The organism is Microbacterium testaceum, from assembly GCF_029761935.1.
Taxonomy (GTDB): Bacteria; Actinomycetota; Actinomycetes; order Actinomycetales; family Microbacteriaceae; genus Microbacterium; species Microbacterium testaceum_A.
The window spans coordinates 2238526-2252075 of the sequence record NZ_CP121699.1 but is presented as its reverse complement, the minus strand read 5'-3'; the positions used below and the strand labels follow the sequence as shown (position 1 = coordinate 2252075).

The 13550-nt window shown below is 66.5% G+C and carries 16 protein-coding genes and 2 pseudogenes; 8 read left to right on the top strand and 10 right to left on the bottom strand.

The annotated features are described in order from the left end of the window. Positions 1-142: 142 nt before the first annotated feature. Both QBE02_RS10915 and QBE02_RS10910 read right to left on the bottom strand, forming a co-directional pair. Complete coding sequence (locus tag QBE02_RS10915) at positions 143-889, bottom strand: L,D-transpeptidase family protein (RefSeq protein WP_279365731.1); 747 nt, start codon at positions 887-889, stop codon at positions 143-145. 82 nt (positions 890-971) lie between these two features. Next, positions 972-1394 (bottom strand): hypothetical protein, encoded by a 423-nt coding sequence (locus QBE02_RS10910; RefSeq protein ID WP_279365730.1) that lies wholly within the window; start codon positions 1392-1394, stop codon positions 972-974. 529 nt (positions 1395-1923) lie between these two features. On the opposite strand from QBE02_RS10910, the gene QBE02_RS10905 reads away from it, so the two are divergent. After that, entirely contained in the window at positions 1924-2268 is a 345-nt protein-coding gene (locus QBE02_RS10905) for a histone-like nucleoid-structuring protein Lsr2 (protein ID WP_279365729.1), read from the top strand. Between the two features lie 406 nt (positions 2269-2674). Here QBE02_RS10905 and QBE02_RS16230 read toward each other — a convergent pair whose 3' ends face one another. Together QBE02_RS16230 and QBE02_RS10895 are read right to left on the bottom strand one after the other, a co-directional pair. Then, positions 2675-3106, bottom strand: a complete 432-nt coding sequence (locus QBE02_RS16230) for an Ig domain-containing protein (RefSeq protein WP_431844595.1) — start codon at positions 3104-3106, stop codon at positions 2675-2677. Between the two features lie 68 nt (positions 3107-3174). Further along, complete coding sequence (locus QBE02_RS10895; RefSeq protein ID WP_279365727.1) at positions 3175-4902, bottom strand: putative Ig domain-containing protein; 1728 nt, start codon at positions 4900-4902, stop codon at positions 3175-3177. A 357-nt stretch (positions 4903-5259) separates the two neighbouring features. Between QBE02_RS10895 and QBE02_RS10890 the strand changes: the two are divergent. From QBE02_RS10890 to QBE02_RS10880, 3 genes and pseudogenes are all read left to right on the top strand, one after another. Further along, a pseudogene (locus QBE02_RS10890) lies at positions 5260-5475 on the top strand (recombinase family protein); the annotation flags it as partial. 124 nt (positions 5476-5599) lie between these two features. Continuing rightward, entirely contained in the window at positions 5600-5986 is a 387-nt protein-coding gene (locus QBE02_RS10885; RefSeq protein WP_279365726.1) for a hypothetical protein, read from the top strand. 1 nt (position 5987) lies between these two features. Further along, on the top strand, positions 5988-6188 hold the full coding sequence (locus QBE02_RS10880; RefSeq protein ID WP_279365725.1) for a helix-turn-helix transcriptional regulator: 201 nt from the start codon (positions 5988-5990) through the stop codon (positions 6186-6188). Between the two features lie 59 nt (positions 6189-6247). Here the strand turns inward: QBE02_RS10880 and QBE02_RS10875 are convergent, their stop codons facing one another. The 4 genes and pseudogenes from QBE02_RS10875 to QBE02_RS16225 form a co-directional block, all read right to left on the bottom strand. Beyond that, a complete protein-coding gene (locus QBE02_RS10875) occupies positions 6248-6715 on the bottom strand; it encodes a hypothetical protein (protein ID WP_279365724.1) in 468 nt (155 codons plus the stop codon). 542 nt (positions 6716-7257) lie between these two features. Then, entirely contained in the window at positions 7258-7626 is a 369-nt protein-coding gene (locus QBE02_RS10870) for a DUF4913 domain-containing protein (RefSeq protein WP_279365723.1), read from the bottom strand. After that, on the bottom strand, positions 7616-7795 hold the full coding sequence (locus QBE02_RS10865) for a hypothetical protein (protein WP_279365722.1): 180 nt from the start codon (positions 7793-7795) through the stop codon (positions 7616-7618). The genes QBE02_RS10870 and QBE02_RS10865 overlap by 11 nt, the downstream gene beginning before the upstream one ends. Positions 7796-7862: 67 nt before the next feature. Beyond that, positions 7863-8144, bottom strand: a pseudogene (locus tag QBE02_RS16225) (TraG/TraD/VirD4 family protein); the annotation flags it as partial. Between the two features lie 304 nt (positions 8145-8448). Between QBE02_RS16225 and QBE02_RS10860 the strand changes: the two are divergent. Beyond that, positions 8449-9237 (top strand): hypothetical protein, encoded by a 789-nt coding sequence (locus tag QBE02_RS10860; RefSeq protein ID WP_267788700.1) that lies wholly within the window; start codon positions 8449-8451, stop codon positions 9235-9237. A 34-nt stretch (positions 9238-9271) separates the two neighbouring features. Here the strand turns inward: QBE02_RS10860 and QBE02_RS10855 are convergent, their stop codons facing one another. Then, positions 9272-9799 carry a hypothetical protein gene (locus tag QBE02_RS10855; protein WP_279365721.1) on the bottom strand — a complete coding sequence of 176 codons (528 nt, stop codon included), beginning with the start codon at positions 9797-9799 and terminating at the stop codon, positions 9272-9274. 48 nt (positions 9800-9847) lie between these two features. Between QBE02_RS10855 and QBE02_RS10850 the strand changes: the two genes are divergently transcribed. Both QBE02_RS10850 and QBE02_RS10845 read left to right on the top strand, forming a co-directional pair. Next, on the top strand, positions 9848-10201 hold the full coding sequence (locus tag QBE02_RS10850) for an SdpI family protein (RefSeq protein ID WP_279365720.1): 354 nt from the start codon (positions 9848-9850) through the stop codon (positions 10199-10201). Positions 10202-10437: 236 nt separating this feature from the next. Continuing rightward, complete coding sequence (locus QBE02_RS10845) at positions 10438-11370, top strand: nuclear transport factor 2 family protein (RefSeq protein WP_279365719.1); 933 nt, start codon at positions 10438-10440, stop codon at positions 11368-11370. A 67-nt stretch (positions 11371-11437) separates the two neighbouring features. Here the strand turns inward: QBE02_RS10845 and QBE02_RS10840 are convergent, their stop codons facing one another. After that, positions 11438-12628, bottom strand: coding sequence for an ROK family transcriptional regulator (locus QBE02_RS10840; RefSeq protein WP_279365718.1), 1191 nt, complete (start codon positions 12626-12628; stop codon positions 11438-11440). 150 nt (positions 12629-12778) lie between these two features. Between QBE02_RS10840 and QBE02_RS10835 the strand changes: the two genes are divergently transcribed. Next, on the top strand, positions 12779-13549 hold the full coding sequence (locus tag QBE02_RS10835) for an amino acid ABC transporter ATP-binding protein (protein ID WP_279365717.1): 771 nt from the start codon (positions 12779-12781) through the stop codon (positions 13547-13549). Position 13550 lies beyond the last annotated feature (1 nt).

The following is a 13550-nucleotide window of genomic DNA, read 5'->3' as shown; positions in this document are numbered from 1 at the left end:
CGTGCAGCTCGGGAACTACCCCGCACCTCAACCACCCTCGGGGGAACCGCTTATGCGATTCGCAATTCCCCCTTCATCTACAGGGATGCAATACGGATCATAACGGTACAAAACGGATCATTTCAACTATCCATATTGTTCGTCAGCTGATGGTGATGGGGGTGCCGAGCGGCAGCAGGTTCGCCAGCTCGGTGATATCGGCGTTCGACAGACGGATGCACCCGTGGCTGGCCGACTGGCCGATGCTGTCGACGTCGTCGGTACCGTGCAGGCCGATCTGGCCGGGCCCGCCGCCGAAGCTCGAGAGCACGTCCGAGAACGCCGAGAGCCCGAAGGCGAACGGTCCGTAGCCCTGATTGGTCGGCTCGAGCAGCTCGGTGATGAAGAACTCACCGTGCGGGGTCGGCGTGCCACCGGTGCCGGTGGCCGCGCTGAAGGACTTCACCGCCTGCCCGTTCTTGAGCAGGGTGAGGGTGTTCGCTTCGGTGGAGGCTTCGAGGCTGTACTCGAGGCTGTGCTGCTGGACGGCATCGGCCTTGACCCAGCCCGTGCTGCCGTTGGGCCGCTGGGCAAGGTGCACCTGCAGCCAGTCCCCCTTGGTCGCGGCGACGAGGAGGGTGAGGGGCGCGCCGGATTCCTGCGGGTTCTGCAGGGTGGTGGTCACGCTGCCGCCCGGCTCGGCGTACACCTCGAGGGTCGCCCCCGTCGCTGTGGCGGAGGTGGCGGTCGCTGCGGAGGTGGTCGGCGTGGGCGTCGTCGTGGGCGTCGGCTGCACCTCGACGGTCGTCGAGGGGGCCGCGTCCGGGGTGGCCGCGGGGGCGCATCCCGCGAGCAGGAAGATCGTCAGAAGCGCCGAGGCGCCGACGCATGCGGTCGTGCGGGTGGACACGGAGAACTCCTGGGATGGAACGGAAAACGGGAACGCCGGGCCGGAACGAACGTCCCGGCCCGGCGTCGAAGAGCCGAGTCGATCAGCCGGTGAAGGTCGCGGCGCGCTTGACCGGGGTCGCGGGGCCCGCGACGGGAGCCGGGGCAGCCGCGTCCGCGGTCACGGCGAAGGTGAGCTGCGCGGCGCGGACGGCTCCACCGTCGCTGAAGGCGCCGAGGAAGTACTCACCCTCGCCGGCGTAGTTCGAGCCGGCCTCTGGAACGTAGCGCAGGGTGACGGTGCCGCTGGCGTCGGCGACGGCGTCGGGCCCGGCGGTGTCGCCCGAACCGAGGTTGCCGATGCTGAACGAGACCGTGGCACCGGGAGCGAAGCCGCTGAACGTCGCGGTGACGCCGCTCTTCTGGTACGTCGACACCGGGAGGGTCGCCGGGGTCACCGAAGACGTGGGCTGAGCGACGACGGTGATCGGCGCGAGTGAGCCGTACGAGATGTCTCCGTCGTGCATAACCGTGATGATGTGGTCACCGGGGGTCAGACCGTCAGGTATAACCGCTGATCCCTCATACTTTCCGTTCGCGTCTGCTTTTTCAACGCTTCCGGTTGAGGGAATCGTGGTGAGTGGGATCGATCCGTCCACGGTGAATGACAGGTCGTCATCGGGCAAAAAGCCGGTGACTGTGAGCGTAATCCGGCCTTCAGGGGACACTGTCGTTGAGCTCGGGGTGAGTTCAGGAGAGGGCGCCGCCTGCGCGCTAGTAGCGCTAGCGAAGGTGAGCGCTATGGCAATGAGGCCGGTAGTGACGACGGCGGCGACGCGTCTCGATCGCGTACGAAGCTGAGGTGATGTCGTTGACATGCAGGTGTCCTTAATCTGCGGCAGAGCCGAGGTGTGCTCGAACGCGCAAACAGAGAAGCTGCCCACGACAAGCGACCCGCTCTCCGAGAGCGCAGGCCCAGATTCGAAGCAAGGCCCAAAACGGATCATAACGGAACTAGATTCTAGTTTTCACCGTTTTAGTGGAATGATAGGTAGCATGGCTACCAAGCATGTGACGCAGCTCACGGACGACCTGGACGGAGCGATTCTTGAGGATGGTGAAGGTCAGCACATTGCGTTCTCGGTTGATGGTCGCTCTTATGAGATCGACTTGTCGGCCAGTAACGCAGATGCGCTGCGACGTGCTTTCGCGCCGTACATCGATGCGGCGCGAGTGGTCAAAGCTGCCGGCTCTAATGGAGTCCGGCGCACACCCCGGCGCCGTAGCGATCTCGACCTTGGCGCGGTACGCGAGTGGGCTCGCGCGAACGGCCACACGGTAAGCGATCGCGGCCGAATGCCGGTCGCTGTCATTGACGCATACAAAGCCACCCAGGTCTGACCGGATCCCCTCAGGGAGCTGTCTCAACGAGCGGTTTTCCTCGAGTGAACGAACTAGCAGTTTGCCTGCCGCGGGGTCCGGGGTGATATCTCTCCAGCGGAGGGTGGATTCTACTCTCGCACCCAAATGCACGCCGGATGAGCGCCTACAGTCGGCTGCATGTGGACTTTCCAGTTTCTCTCCGTCCGCGATGCCGCAAAGATAATCGGAGTGCGCGCCTCAACGCTTGAACTGTGGACGGAAAGCGGCGTAGGCCTTCCAACGGAGGGACAGAGCCGATACCGGTCTGACCTAGTCGAGTTGTGGATCCGCGAGATGCAAGACCAGCTGAAATAGGCAGCTGGCTCATCAGTAGAAGGGGCCAGCCTGCAGGCTGGCCCCTTCTACTGAGGTGATGCTGACTGTCCTATCTGGTGGGGTGAGAGGTGCCCCGGCGGCGAGCGAAAAGCAAGACGATACCGGCGGCGATGAGGATCACTGCGAGAGCGAAAGCAATCGATACTCCTGCCACACCCGTGGCCGCCAGCACCGCGGCTGGTGCCGACGCCGCTGAAGAATTCGCAACCGGTACGGATGGAGATGTGGCAGTGGGCGACGGAGACGGCGCAGCCTTTTCGTTGACGGTGAAGGTGATCGGATCCGACGTTTCCGTGCCCGCAGCGTTCGCCGCCGAGATCCTGAATGTGACCGTCCCTGCCGTTGTGGGTGTCCCGGATAGCTCGCCCGTGGTGGTATCCAACGTCAGCCCGGCGGGGAGGATGTCGTCCGCGGCGATGCTGTAGATCGGGGCGGGGTAGCCAGACGTGGCGAACGTGTACGAGTACTCCTCACCCGCCATCGCCGGCGGCGGCGTAACGGCTGTGAACGCCGGTGCAGCATGAACCTCGAACCGGATCGGATCCGACGTCACCCTACCGGCGGCGTTCGCCGCAACGATGCGGAACGTTTGGTGCCCGCCGTCGTGGGTGTGCCGGAGAGTGCACCGGTGGTGGCATTCAGCGACAACCCGGCAGGGAGAACGTCACCCGTCGCTACCGAGAACGAGGGAGCAGGATATCCCGAGGCGGCAAACGTGTACGAGTATGCCGAACCTACCAACGCCGCCGAAGGGGCAACCCTGGTAAACGCTGGCTCCTCATACACGCTGAAAGTGATCAGATCCGACGTCACCGTGCCTGCAGCGTTCGCTGCCACTACCCGGAAGGTGCTCGTCCCTGCCGTCGTAAGGATGCCCGAAAGCTCACCGGTCGTAGCGTCCAGCGTGAGCCCATCGGGAAGTGTGCCATCCGTCGCAACACTGTACGAGGGCGCAGGATAGCCCGCCGCCGTGAACGTGTACGAGTACTTCTCCCCCACCTCCGCCGTGGGCGGAGTGGCTGCAGTGAACATAGGCGATTTTTGAACCGAGAAGGTGATCACATCTGACGTCACCGTCCCGGCCGAGTTCGCGGCAACAACCCGGAACGTGCTGGAGCCTTCCACAGCGGGGGCGCCTGAAAGCTCACCGGTGGCGGAATTCAACGTCAACCCTGAGGGAAGAGTGTCCCCCGAGGCCACCGAGAATGTCGGAGCCGGACTGCCCGACGCAATGAACGTGTAGGAATATGCCGATCCCGCTGCAGCCGCGGGCGGCGCGGCCGCCTTAAACGTCGGCGGGGTGAAGGTAGGCAGCGAGACCCGTGAAACGGTGTTATCAGACGAGTTCGCGGTATAGAAACTGGCCCCATCCGGAGAGACCGCCACCGAAAACGGTGTCTTGCCGACGACGGTCTTCGTCACCGCGGGATTCGCTGTCGTCAGGTCGGTAATCTGCGACACAGTGTTCTCACTGAGGTTGGCCGCGTAGATGGTATTTCCATCGGGAGACACAGCAACCGAGTACACGCCCGAACTCAGAGGGATGGTGCTTACGGTTGGATTCGATGCGCTGAGGTCAGTGACCCGCGACACCGATCCGGCGTAATAGTTGGCTGTATAAAGCGTCTTCCCGTCAGGCGACACCGCCACGTCAATGGGCCCTACTCCGAGCGAAAGACTCGTCACGGTCGGGGTTGCCGCTGTCAGATTAGTAATCCGTGAGATCGTTTTGTCATCCAGGTGCGCAGCGTAGACCGTGGAGCCATCCGGCGATACTGCAACCGAGTACGGTCCCTTGCCCAGGGGGATAGTGGTCACCGTCGGGATCGCCGCTGACAGATTAGTGATCCGTGACAACGTGCCGTTACCAATATTTGCTGTATAGATGGCGCTCCCGTCCGGGGAGACAGCAACAGAAAGTGGGGTATTACCGACTTTAAAGGTGGTTACGGTCGGGTTGACCGATGTCGGATTAGTAATCCGCGACACCGAGCTGGTGTCGTCGTTGGCCGTATAGACAACATCTCCTCCCGGAGAAACTGCAACTGACCGGGCCGCCACGCCAAGCGGAATGTTGGTCACGGTCGGGTTCGCTGCGGTCGGATTAGTGATCCGCGAAACCGACTTTCCTGCCCGCTGAGCGACATAGACGGCACTCCCATCCGGGGCAACCGCAACCGAAACCGGATCCTCGCCGACAGGGATGTTAGTCGCCTCCGCCGCGTTCGCCGCAGCTGGAACTACCAACGTGAGTACCCCCACCAGCGCGACGGCCAACAACGACCGCCCTCGTCCCAATCTCATCGTCATCCCAATTGACCTCTCGCCTCAAATCGCAGCAGCAAATATTCACGCAGCGATCCAACCTCCCGTGAAGGCAGCCGCACGTGACGCGGTACCGTGGGAACCAAAACGGTATCAAACGGCACGAAAAGGTGCGTTACCGCCTCGAGTGGCTTTCGATTGCCCACTGCCGCCGCGGCGACCGCTCGCAGGAGCCCGCAGCGAAGCCTCCCGCTCGCGTCACGGGTCTTGCATCTCTTCCCGTGCGGGACGTCTCGCCGCCCCCACCTCGAGCAGCGGTAGGTGCCGAAATGGGCGGCAGGTGCATTCGAGACGGGTAAGAGGCGCACAATGACCAAACTCATTGGCTACGTCCGACTGTCCACAAAACCACAGACCACCGATCGGCAAGAGGCCGACCTGCTCGCGGCCGGCGTCCGCCGCGACGACCTCTACGTCGATCGTGGCGTCTCCGGCGCCCGCGCCTCACGGCCCGAGCTTGATCAAGCCTTAGCAGCGCTGGAGGCGAGCGACACCCTCGTCATCACGACCCTTGACCGCCCCGGCCCCTGTGAACGCATGTAGTCGCTGCACTGTGGAGAGCGGCTCGGCGGGCGCCCCCCCTTGCGGATGTCTAGTTGATGCGACATCTTGGAATGACAAGTAAGTTTGACATTCGAGGAGACGCTCCATGAAACGCTTCGCACCTGCGGTGATTCTGGCTACCGGAATCGCCCTCATCGCCGTCCTGCTCGGCCTAGCGGCGGCAACCGACACAGCGTGGGTGCGATACGCCGCTTTCGCCGTCATCCCCGTTGCCGGCATCGCCGTCGTGGCCGTGCGGAAAAAAGGCGAAGCTGCCTCGCGATCTTTCGCGGAGGAGGGTGTCGAAGCTGATCTCGACCGTAGAGCGCGGGCTGCCGCTTTCCGCGACGTGCTGGTTGCGGCGCCAGTTCTTCTTCTCGCTGCCGTGCTGTTGACGGATGTTGCAGGCTGGGTATGGCTCGCGGGTCTGCTGATCATCGCACTTGCGGATTATTGGGTCCGCATCGCCGCGACTCGGCCGCGGAGCGCGTGAGGTGAAGACCTCCAACACCATTCGAACCGTCCGTCGAGAGCGCGGACTCACGCAGGAGGCCCTCGCTGCCCTCTGTTTCGTTTCCCGCCAGACCATCGTGTCGCTCGAGGCGGGCCAACACGACCCGTCCCTTGTCCTCGCCCTTCGCATCAGCGATGCGCTCGGCGCATCCGTCCACGACGTCTTCAAACTGAACGACTGAGCCGGGCACCGTGTGGTTGGCACGATGCCCGGCCCAGTCGGTTGTGAGCGAGCTTTCGCTCAGGTCACGCAGGCGTACTGCGGCTCATCTCGAGCGCGGTTGAGGTAGATGCGGAACTCGCCCTTGCACTTTCCGTTGTGAGCGAGAGCGACCGCCGCGATCGTCAGTGCCGCGGTGATGGCGGCGCAGCTGACCCAGCCCACGGCGGGGATCGCGCACGCGGCGAGCCCGATCGCTGCAGCACCACCGCTGATGACCAGGTCCTGATCGAACTGGTTCAGGTCCAGGTAGGGGCCATGCTGGTTGGAGCCGCCGGCCAGCATTGGCACGATGGCGCCGTCGTCGTGAACTTCCACGGCGTAATCCATCACGTACCCGGCAGGTACACCTTCACCTTCGGGCGTGAGCTCAAAGGAGTAGCGGGTGACTCCGTCTTCCTTCGTGACGGTGCGGGGCAGGTCGCTGGCCACGAGGGCGTCGATCTCTGCCTCCCATTCCGCTTGCGTGGCTCCGACGGATTCGAGCACCGTTTCACTCGAGGAAGCGGGTGCCGATGGTGGTGTGGCCTCCACGGGCGGGGCCGCGGTTGCAGGTGCCGCCGTGAGGAACGAGGCGACGAGGGCGGTGAGTACTGCACCACCGGAAACAGAAAGTAACGATTTTGTTTTCATGAATGATCTTTCACTTCGGTCTCAATAGATGGTTTTACGGGCACAGCACGATGGTTATGTGCGCGTCTTTTCACCGTACGGGCGAAGGCCGCCGCACATAAGTGGATTTCGCGAACCGGCTCTCGCGTGCGGCCTGGCTGGGCACGTTCCCTGAGGCGCCAGGACGCTCGACCCCAGTGGCGTCCGACGGGTTTCGCTATCCGATATTGCCGTCGCTATCCGTCCTCTGCGTCGTCCATCTGACCTTGCCTACGCCTGCCGGTCGGGGAGCGTTTGTCGGGGAAGCTGCGGCACGCATCCCGTACCCCGCACAGGTGGGTCGCACCTGCGCGAGGCCGCGCGAGGGAGGGCAGGGCAGTTCCGGGAATGGCCTCTCCGTTGGTTAGCCGGGACGCTGGTCAGTTCCTGCTGCCGGTACCGGGCGTCACGTCGTCGAGTCGCCTGGCGGTTTTGTGGCCGTAGTTGCAGGGAGCGAACACGCCTCGTTCCTTGTCGACGAGGAGGGGCATGTGGTGGTCGAGCGCATCGCGGAGGAACGAGTGCAGGTCTGCGTCGGCCTCGACGTCGCTTCCGGCGCCGGCGCCGAGCATGTGGTTCCATGCATCCGCGATCGCGGCGAGTCGCGTGACCGCGTCGGGGTGCTCCCGCCAGTTTGTGCACCACACGGTGTTGGATCGGCCGCTGGTCAGTGTCGCGAGCAGGACGTTGTCTACGAAGGCGGGAAGGTGCTCAGGAACTTCGGTAACAGGTAGGTGTTCAGGCAGCATCGACGTTCTCCCTCCTGTTGGTGTGGGCTGCAGCTGCAGCGTTTGCGTTGAGCTGAGCCAGCTTCTTGTCTTCCCACCACGGGATCGAGCGCACCAGCGTCGGACGGCACCCCGACGCGAACACAACCATCCGGCCGAGTGAGAGAGCCGCGAGGTCGGCGACATCCATGATGCGCTCCGACCTGCGTGATTGGTTTCTCGAGCGACCACCCTGGTGGTCGGTGGTGGTATTCGTAGTCACCGATGAGCTCTGACAGGTCGCGGAGGAACGTGTTAGAGCCGTTGCCGCCGCCGAACACGCGGACGGTGGATGAAGCCCACAGCTTTCCAAAGCCGGTGACACCCCACACCTGCTCCCCCTGCTCCTGGGTCTGCAGGATGGTGACGGGGATGATGCCGCGTGACCCGTACGTCGTGTATTTGTCTGGCAGGTCAGGGATGCGGCAGATGTTGCCCGCCTCATCCAGAATCGCCAAGAACGGTTTTGGGAGCCTCCCGGACGGTTGGTGCTTGGCCATGTCTTCGGCCGCGGACAGCACTGCGCGGGTCAGTGCCGCAATGAGAGGACCGGCGGAGCCTGGCCCTTCTTCGCTGAAAAGGTAGAGGGTGTCCGAGCAGGACGCGACGAGTGCGCGCGGGTTGAGTTCGGGGTGTCCCCCGTGAGGCTGCACCCACTCCCTGACCGACTCCGACGCGAGGAAACTCATGGCCTCACGGGCGTACGCGAAGATTCCCGACCGGGTGCGTCCAGCGTTTCACGGCCCGGGGCGGGGTGGGCCGTGCGGTGGTCCGCCCGGCCGCTGTCTTCCTAAAGTGGATGCCATGAGACGAACGTCGACGACGGCCCTCGGGCTCACTCTCGCCTCGGTCGGCCTTCTGCTGCTCGCTGCCTGCGCGCCGACCGGCGAACCCGGAACCGCTGACTCCCCCACCCCCACCGCGATCGCATCGCAGACACCGGCCGGCGTTCCCGCGGTCTCGTCTCCGCGCGAGTGCGACGACGTCGATCTCATCGCCGACGCGACGGTCACCGGCGATGCTCTCTCGGCCTGCGTGATCGCATACTCGCGCGCCGCGGGCAGCGGCCACCTGCACCTGCAGTCGGCCGATCTGACGGGCGAAGCCGACTTCGTCTTCGGCGACGCACCCGCGACCTCGGGATCGGTCACCGGCTCCGACGGCACGCACGACTTGGTGCTCACCTCCGACGAGGCGTGGGTGAGCTTCGACGGCGCGTGGGTGCGCGCCGACGCCACCAGCAGCGACTACCGCGCGGTCATCGCCGCCACGATCGGTGAGACGTACCGGGCGTTCGCCGATCCCTCGGCCGCCGCAGCGCTGCTCGCGGCCGCTCCCGGCTGGACGGTGCAACCCGATCAGGACACCGTCTCACTGCCCGACGGCACCGAGGTGCGCGCGTGGCGGGTGCACGCGAACGGCTCCTTCTCGGCATCCGGGGTCGACGTGAAAGACATGACCGTGTGGCTCGGCGAGGGGCACCGCGTCGTCGCCATCCAAGAGACGGGATCGTTCGGCGGCATCGAGACCACCACGATGCAGCAGTTCACGGGGTGGGGCGAGCCCGTGAAGATCGAGGTCCCGAAGGGCTGACCGCGCTCGGCTTCCTCGGCACGGCCCGCCGTGGTCAGTCGAGGCGCGTGAACCGCCAGCTCTTGCCGTTCTCGCCGCACTCGGGCATGCGCGGGCTGTTCCAGTCGGGGTCGCGCAGCACGGAGCCGCCCTTGCCCGCGCGCAGGATGAGCGACGAGTCGTCGAACTGCACCCGGATCCCCCACTCGCCGACGACCTCCCAGGTGGCGGGCCCGGTGTAGACGCCCGTCCCCGCGGGCGCGAAGCAGAGGTGCCGGCGGCCGTTGCGGTTCTGCCGCGCCTCGTCGCGGTCCTGACGCGTCACGTCTCCGCGCGGGGCATCGATGACCTCCGCCGTACCGTCTCGCTGCAGCCGGATGCGCATCTCGCTCCCGGGCGCGGCTCCGTCCACGGCCCCGCGCCACTCGACGGGAGCGACGGAATCGCGCACCGCGTGATCTTTGGCGCTGGTGAGACTCGCCCCCGCGACGACCGCGATGACGAGCACCACGATCGCCACCAGCAGGCCCCGGCGTTCCCGGAACACACGTGGAAGCCGCGGGGCGCGATCTGACGAGGACATCACGTGGAGCGTACGACGTCGAGCGTATGTCGGGCGTATCCTCTCGCCATGAGCACAGGGGCGATCATCCTCGCCGTCGTCGGTCTCGCTTTCATCCCCATCCTCGCCCTGTGCGGGCGCGGGGTCATCCCGAGGGGCTGGGGAGTCGGCATCCGGCTTCCCGCCATCCAGCAGAGCGACGCCGCGTGGCGGGCCGGGCACCGCGCCGCGGTGCTCCCCTATGCCGTGTTCGCTCTCGTGGCGGTCGGCGTCGCAGTCCTGCCGCTGGCGGTTCCGGCTCTGTCGGACGCCGATCCCGCCCTGACCGCGGTGGTCATCATCGCCGGACTCGTCGTGGGCGGCATCGTCGGCAGCCGCGCGGCCGAACGGGTGGCGTCGGACCGCGATCTGCGCGACGCCTGAGCGGCCGGCGGGCTTATGAATCCGCCCAGCGTCGACCGCCGTCGCCACGAATCCGACCTCGGGGTCAGTACCTAACGGTCAGGTGCGTACGTGTGCGCGCGACGGGATCTTGCGATCCTGCCGGTACTCCACGAGCCGCCGATCGCGTGCTCGTGTCTCCACCGGTCACCGTCGCCGAGAGGACCACGAGTCGACGGAACGGTGACTCGAAGATCCGCACTGCGTAGGAGAACACCATGCCCCCCTTCACCCCCCGAATCACCCGCGCGTCCGCTCTCGTCGCCGGGGCAGCCCTCATCGGCGTTCTCGTCGGCGCCGCGCCCGCCAGCGCTTCGCCGACCGGAGCCCCCGCGTCCACGGCCCCCTCCGGCGACCGGCAGAACGTCGGCGCCGAGGAGTTCAACGCCTGCCTCGTCCGCACGCTCTTCGCCACGGCGTTCGCCGATCCCGACAGCCCGTTCGCGCAGGCGATCGCGGGTCAGATCGTGGCTCCGGATGCCATCGCCCACGGCAGCGGAACGGCATCGGGCCCGCAGGGGCTCCTCGCCCAGTTCGCGGCCGACCGGGAACGCCTCCCCGGCGCTCAGGCCGTGATCAAGCACCTCGCGTCCGACGGAGACCTGGTCGCGGTGCACTGGCAGATCGCCCCCGACCCGAGTGATGAGCGCCGCGGCGACGCGGCCGTCGATCTGTTCCGCCTGCAGGACGGCAAGATCGTCGAACACTGGTCGCTCGACCAGGCGATCCCGACCGGAACCCCGGCCAGCGGCAACACGAACACGATGTTCAGCGACCTGTACCGTCCGTCGCAGCCCACCCCGCCCCCGACCGAGCAGCAGGAGGAGAAGAACCGCGTCTTCGCCGTCTCGGCCTACAACACGCTGTTCCGCGACAAGGACGTGACGATTCTCGACCGGGCATTCGACCCCGCGTACCTGCAGCACAACTCCATCGCCCCGAACGGGACGGCCGCGCTGAAGCAGCTCTTCGGCAGCGGTGCCCAGTTCCCGGCGCAGCAGTCGGTCATCTCGCTGTCGGACGGCGACATCGTCTGGACGTTCTCGCAGGCGGTGGGCGATGGGCCCGACGACCCGCTCCTGGCGGCCGACCTGTTCCGCGTCGACGGCGGTCTGATCCGAGAACATTGGGACGTGGTTCCGACCCGCTGAGGATCAGCAGGGGCGGTGGGCCCGCTGCAGGAAGGGCCCACCGCCGCGCCCGAGCGGGCCCCGCGGGCTAGGCGCGAGCCGAGACCCGCAGGGCCGAACGAGCGGACTCCGGCCCGAAGGCCGCGTCGAGGAACAGGCGCGCAGCCCCGAGGATGCCGCCCGTGCGCGGGTGACGCGGCACGGCGACCTCGAGCTTCTCCGTCGCCATCGGCAGGCAGTCGGCCCACAGCTTCGACTTGATCGCGGCGATGAAGACGTCGGACGCGCTCAGCGAGCCGCCGACGACGAGACGGTCGGGGGTGAAGAAGTTGACGATCGTGGCAAGAACACCGCCGGTCATGCTCCCCGCTTCACGGAGCAGGCCGGTGGCGAGCGCGTCCCCGTTTCGGGCGAGATCGATCACCGTCTCGACGTCGGAGACGTCGCGTCCGGCCTCCTGGGCCGCGCGGGTGAGGGCCGACCCGCTCGCCACGGCGTCAAGGCAGCCGACGCGCCCGCACGAGCAGGGCACCGGCGCCGCACCGGGCACGGTGACGTGGCTGATGTCACCAGCGGCCCCGCTCCGGCCCGTGTAGAGCCGTCCGTCCGCGACGACGCCCGACCCGATCCCGGATCCGGCCTTGATGAACACCTGGTTGAGGGCCTCGGGATCGCCCCCGACGAGCTCGCCGACCGCCATGCAGTTGGCGTCGTTGCTGGCGAGGGCGGGCACCCCGAGGACGTCGGACAGAAGGGCCGCGACGTCGACGTCGTGCCAGCCGGGCATGCGCGACGGCGCGACGAGCCGACCCGTCTCCGCCGACACCGGCCCGGGCAGCGCGATCGCCGCCCCCGTCACCGTGGGCGCGCCGTTCGCCGCCGCCAGCGCAGCGAGTTCTTCTGCGACGCGGCGGAGAACGGCATCCGGGCCCTCCGCCAGATCCAGCACGAGGTGCCGGTGGGCGAGGGAGGAGCCGGCGTAGTCGACCAGCCCGATCGTGCTGCGCTCGACCCCGAGGTCGACGCTGGCCACCGTGCCGAGGTCGCCGCGGACCGCGAGGCGCCGGGGTCGGCGACCGCCGCGTGAATCGTCGGTGCCGTCCTCGACGATCACGCCCGCCGCGATCAGCGGATCGACGCGCGCGGTCACGGTTGACGGCGACAGACCGGTGTAGGCGGCGAGCTCGGCTCGAGATCGCGCAGCGCCCGTGCGCAGCGGGGTCAGCACGGCGAGCGTCTGCGGGCTGTAGGTCGGCAGGGCCGCGTGGAGAGGCTTCACACCCGTATCTTAATCCAAACTTGGAGTTTCTGTCTCGAATTATCTCTGTAACATGGCCTCGTTAGTTTGATTTCACCAAGGACGCGGAAATCACCTCCCGCGTCGGCTGTACCCGATATCGCGGCGAGTCCGCGGGAAGGATCCACCCCCGTGTCGACGCCCGCCTCCCCCGCAGCCCCCGCCTCCGCACCCCTCGTCGCGGTCCGCGAGGTGCAGAAGCACTTCGGCGACCACCACGTGCTCAAGGACGTCGATCTCGACGTGGCTCGCGGCGAGGTCGTCGTCATCGTCGGCCCCTCGGGCTCGGGCAAGTCGACGCTGTGCCGCTGCCTCAACCGTCTCGAGACCATCACCTCGGGCACCATCACCATCGACGGCGTCCCGCTGCCGAGCGAGGGGCGCGGGCTCGCCGACCTGCGCGCCGAAGTGGGCATGGTCTTCCAGTCCTTCAACCTCTTCGCACACCGCACGGTTCTCGACAACGTCGCCCTCGCCCCGCGCATCGTCTCGAAGGTGCCGCTGAAGAAGGCGCGGGAAGAGGGCCTGGCCCTGCTCGACCGCGTCGGGATCGCCGACAAGGCCGACCGCTTCCCCGGCGAGCTCAGCGGCGGTCAGCAGCAGCGCGCCGCCATCGCCCGCGCGCTGGCGATGAAGCCCAAGCTCATGCTCTTCGACGAGCCGACCTCGGCCCTCGATCCCGAGATGGTCAGCGAGGTGCTCGATGTGATCACCTCGCTCGCCGAAGAGGGCATGACGATGGTCGTCGTCACGCACGAGATGGGCTTCGCCCGCCGCGCCGCCGACCGCGTGATCTTCATGGACGACGGACGCATCGTCGAAGACACCACCCCCGAGCGCTTCTTCACCCACGCCGAGAGCGACCGCGCTCGGGCGTTCCTGTCGAAGATCCTCGCCCACTGAC

Excerpts from the sequence above, each read along its gene's own strand:
- QBE02_RS10855 (WP_279365721.1), bottom strand. The coding sequence starts at position 9,799 with ATGTCCTCGTCAGATCGCGCCCCGCGGCTTCCACGTGTGTTCCGGGAA.
- QBE02_RS16230 (WP_431844595.1), bottom strand. The coding sequence starts at position 3,106 with ATGGCGGGTGAGGAGTACTCGTACACGTTCGCCACGTCTGGCTACCCC.
- QBE02_RS10870 (WP_279365723.1), bottom strand. The coding sequence starts at position 7,626 with ATGCTGCCTGAACACCTACCTGTTACCGAAGTTCCTGAGCACCTTCCC.
- QBE02_RS10860 (WP_267788700.1), top strand. The coding sequence starts at position 8,449 with ATGAGACGAACGTCGACGACGGCCCTCGGGCTCACTCTCGCCTCGGTC.
- QBE02_RS10865 (WP_279365722.1), bottom strand. The coding sequence starts at position 7,795 with ATGGATGTCGCCGACCTCGCGGCTCTCTCACTCGGCCGGATGGTTGTG.
- QBE02_RS10905 (WP_279365729.1), top strand. The coding sequence starts at position 1,924 with ATGGCTACCAAGCATGTGACGCAGCTCACGGACGACCTGGACGGAGCG.
- QBE02_RS10910 (WP_279365730.1), bottom strand. The coding sequence starts at position 1,394 with ATGCACGACGGAGACATCTCGTACGGCTCACTCGCGCCGATCACCGTC.
- QBE02_RS10850 (WP_279365720.1), top strand. The coding sequence starts at position 9,848 with ATGAGCACAGGGGCGATCATCCTCGCCGTCGTCGGTCTCGCTTTCATC.
- QBE02_RS10845 (WP_279365719.1), top strand. The coding sequence starts at position 10,438 with ATGCCCCCCTTCACCCCCCGAATCACCCGCGCGTCCGCTCTCGTCGCC.
- QBE02_RS10885 (WP_279365726.1), top strand. The coding sequence starts at position 5,600 with ATGAAACGCTTCGCACCTGCGGTGATTCTGGCTACCGGAATCGCCCTC.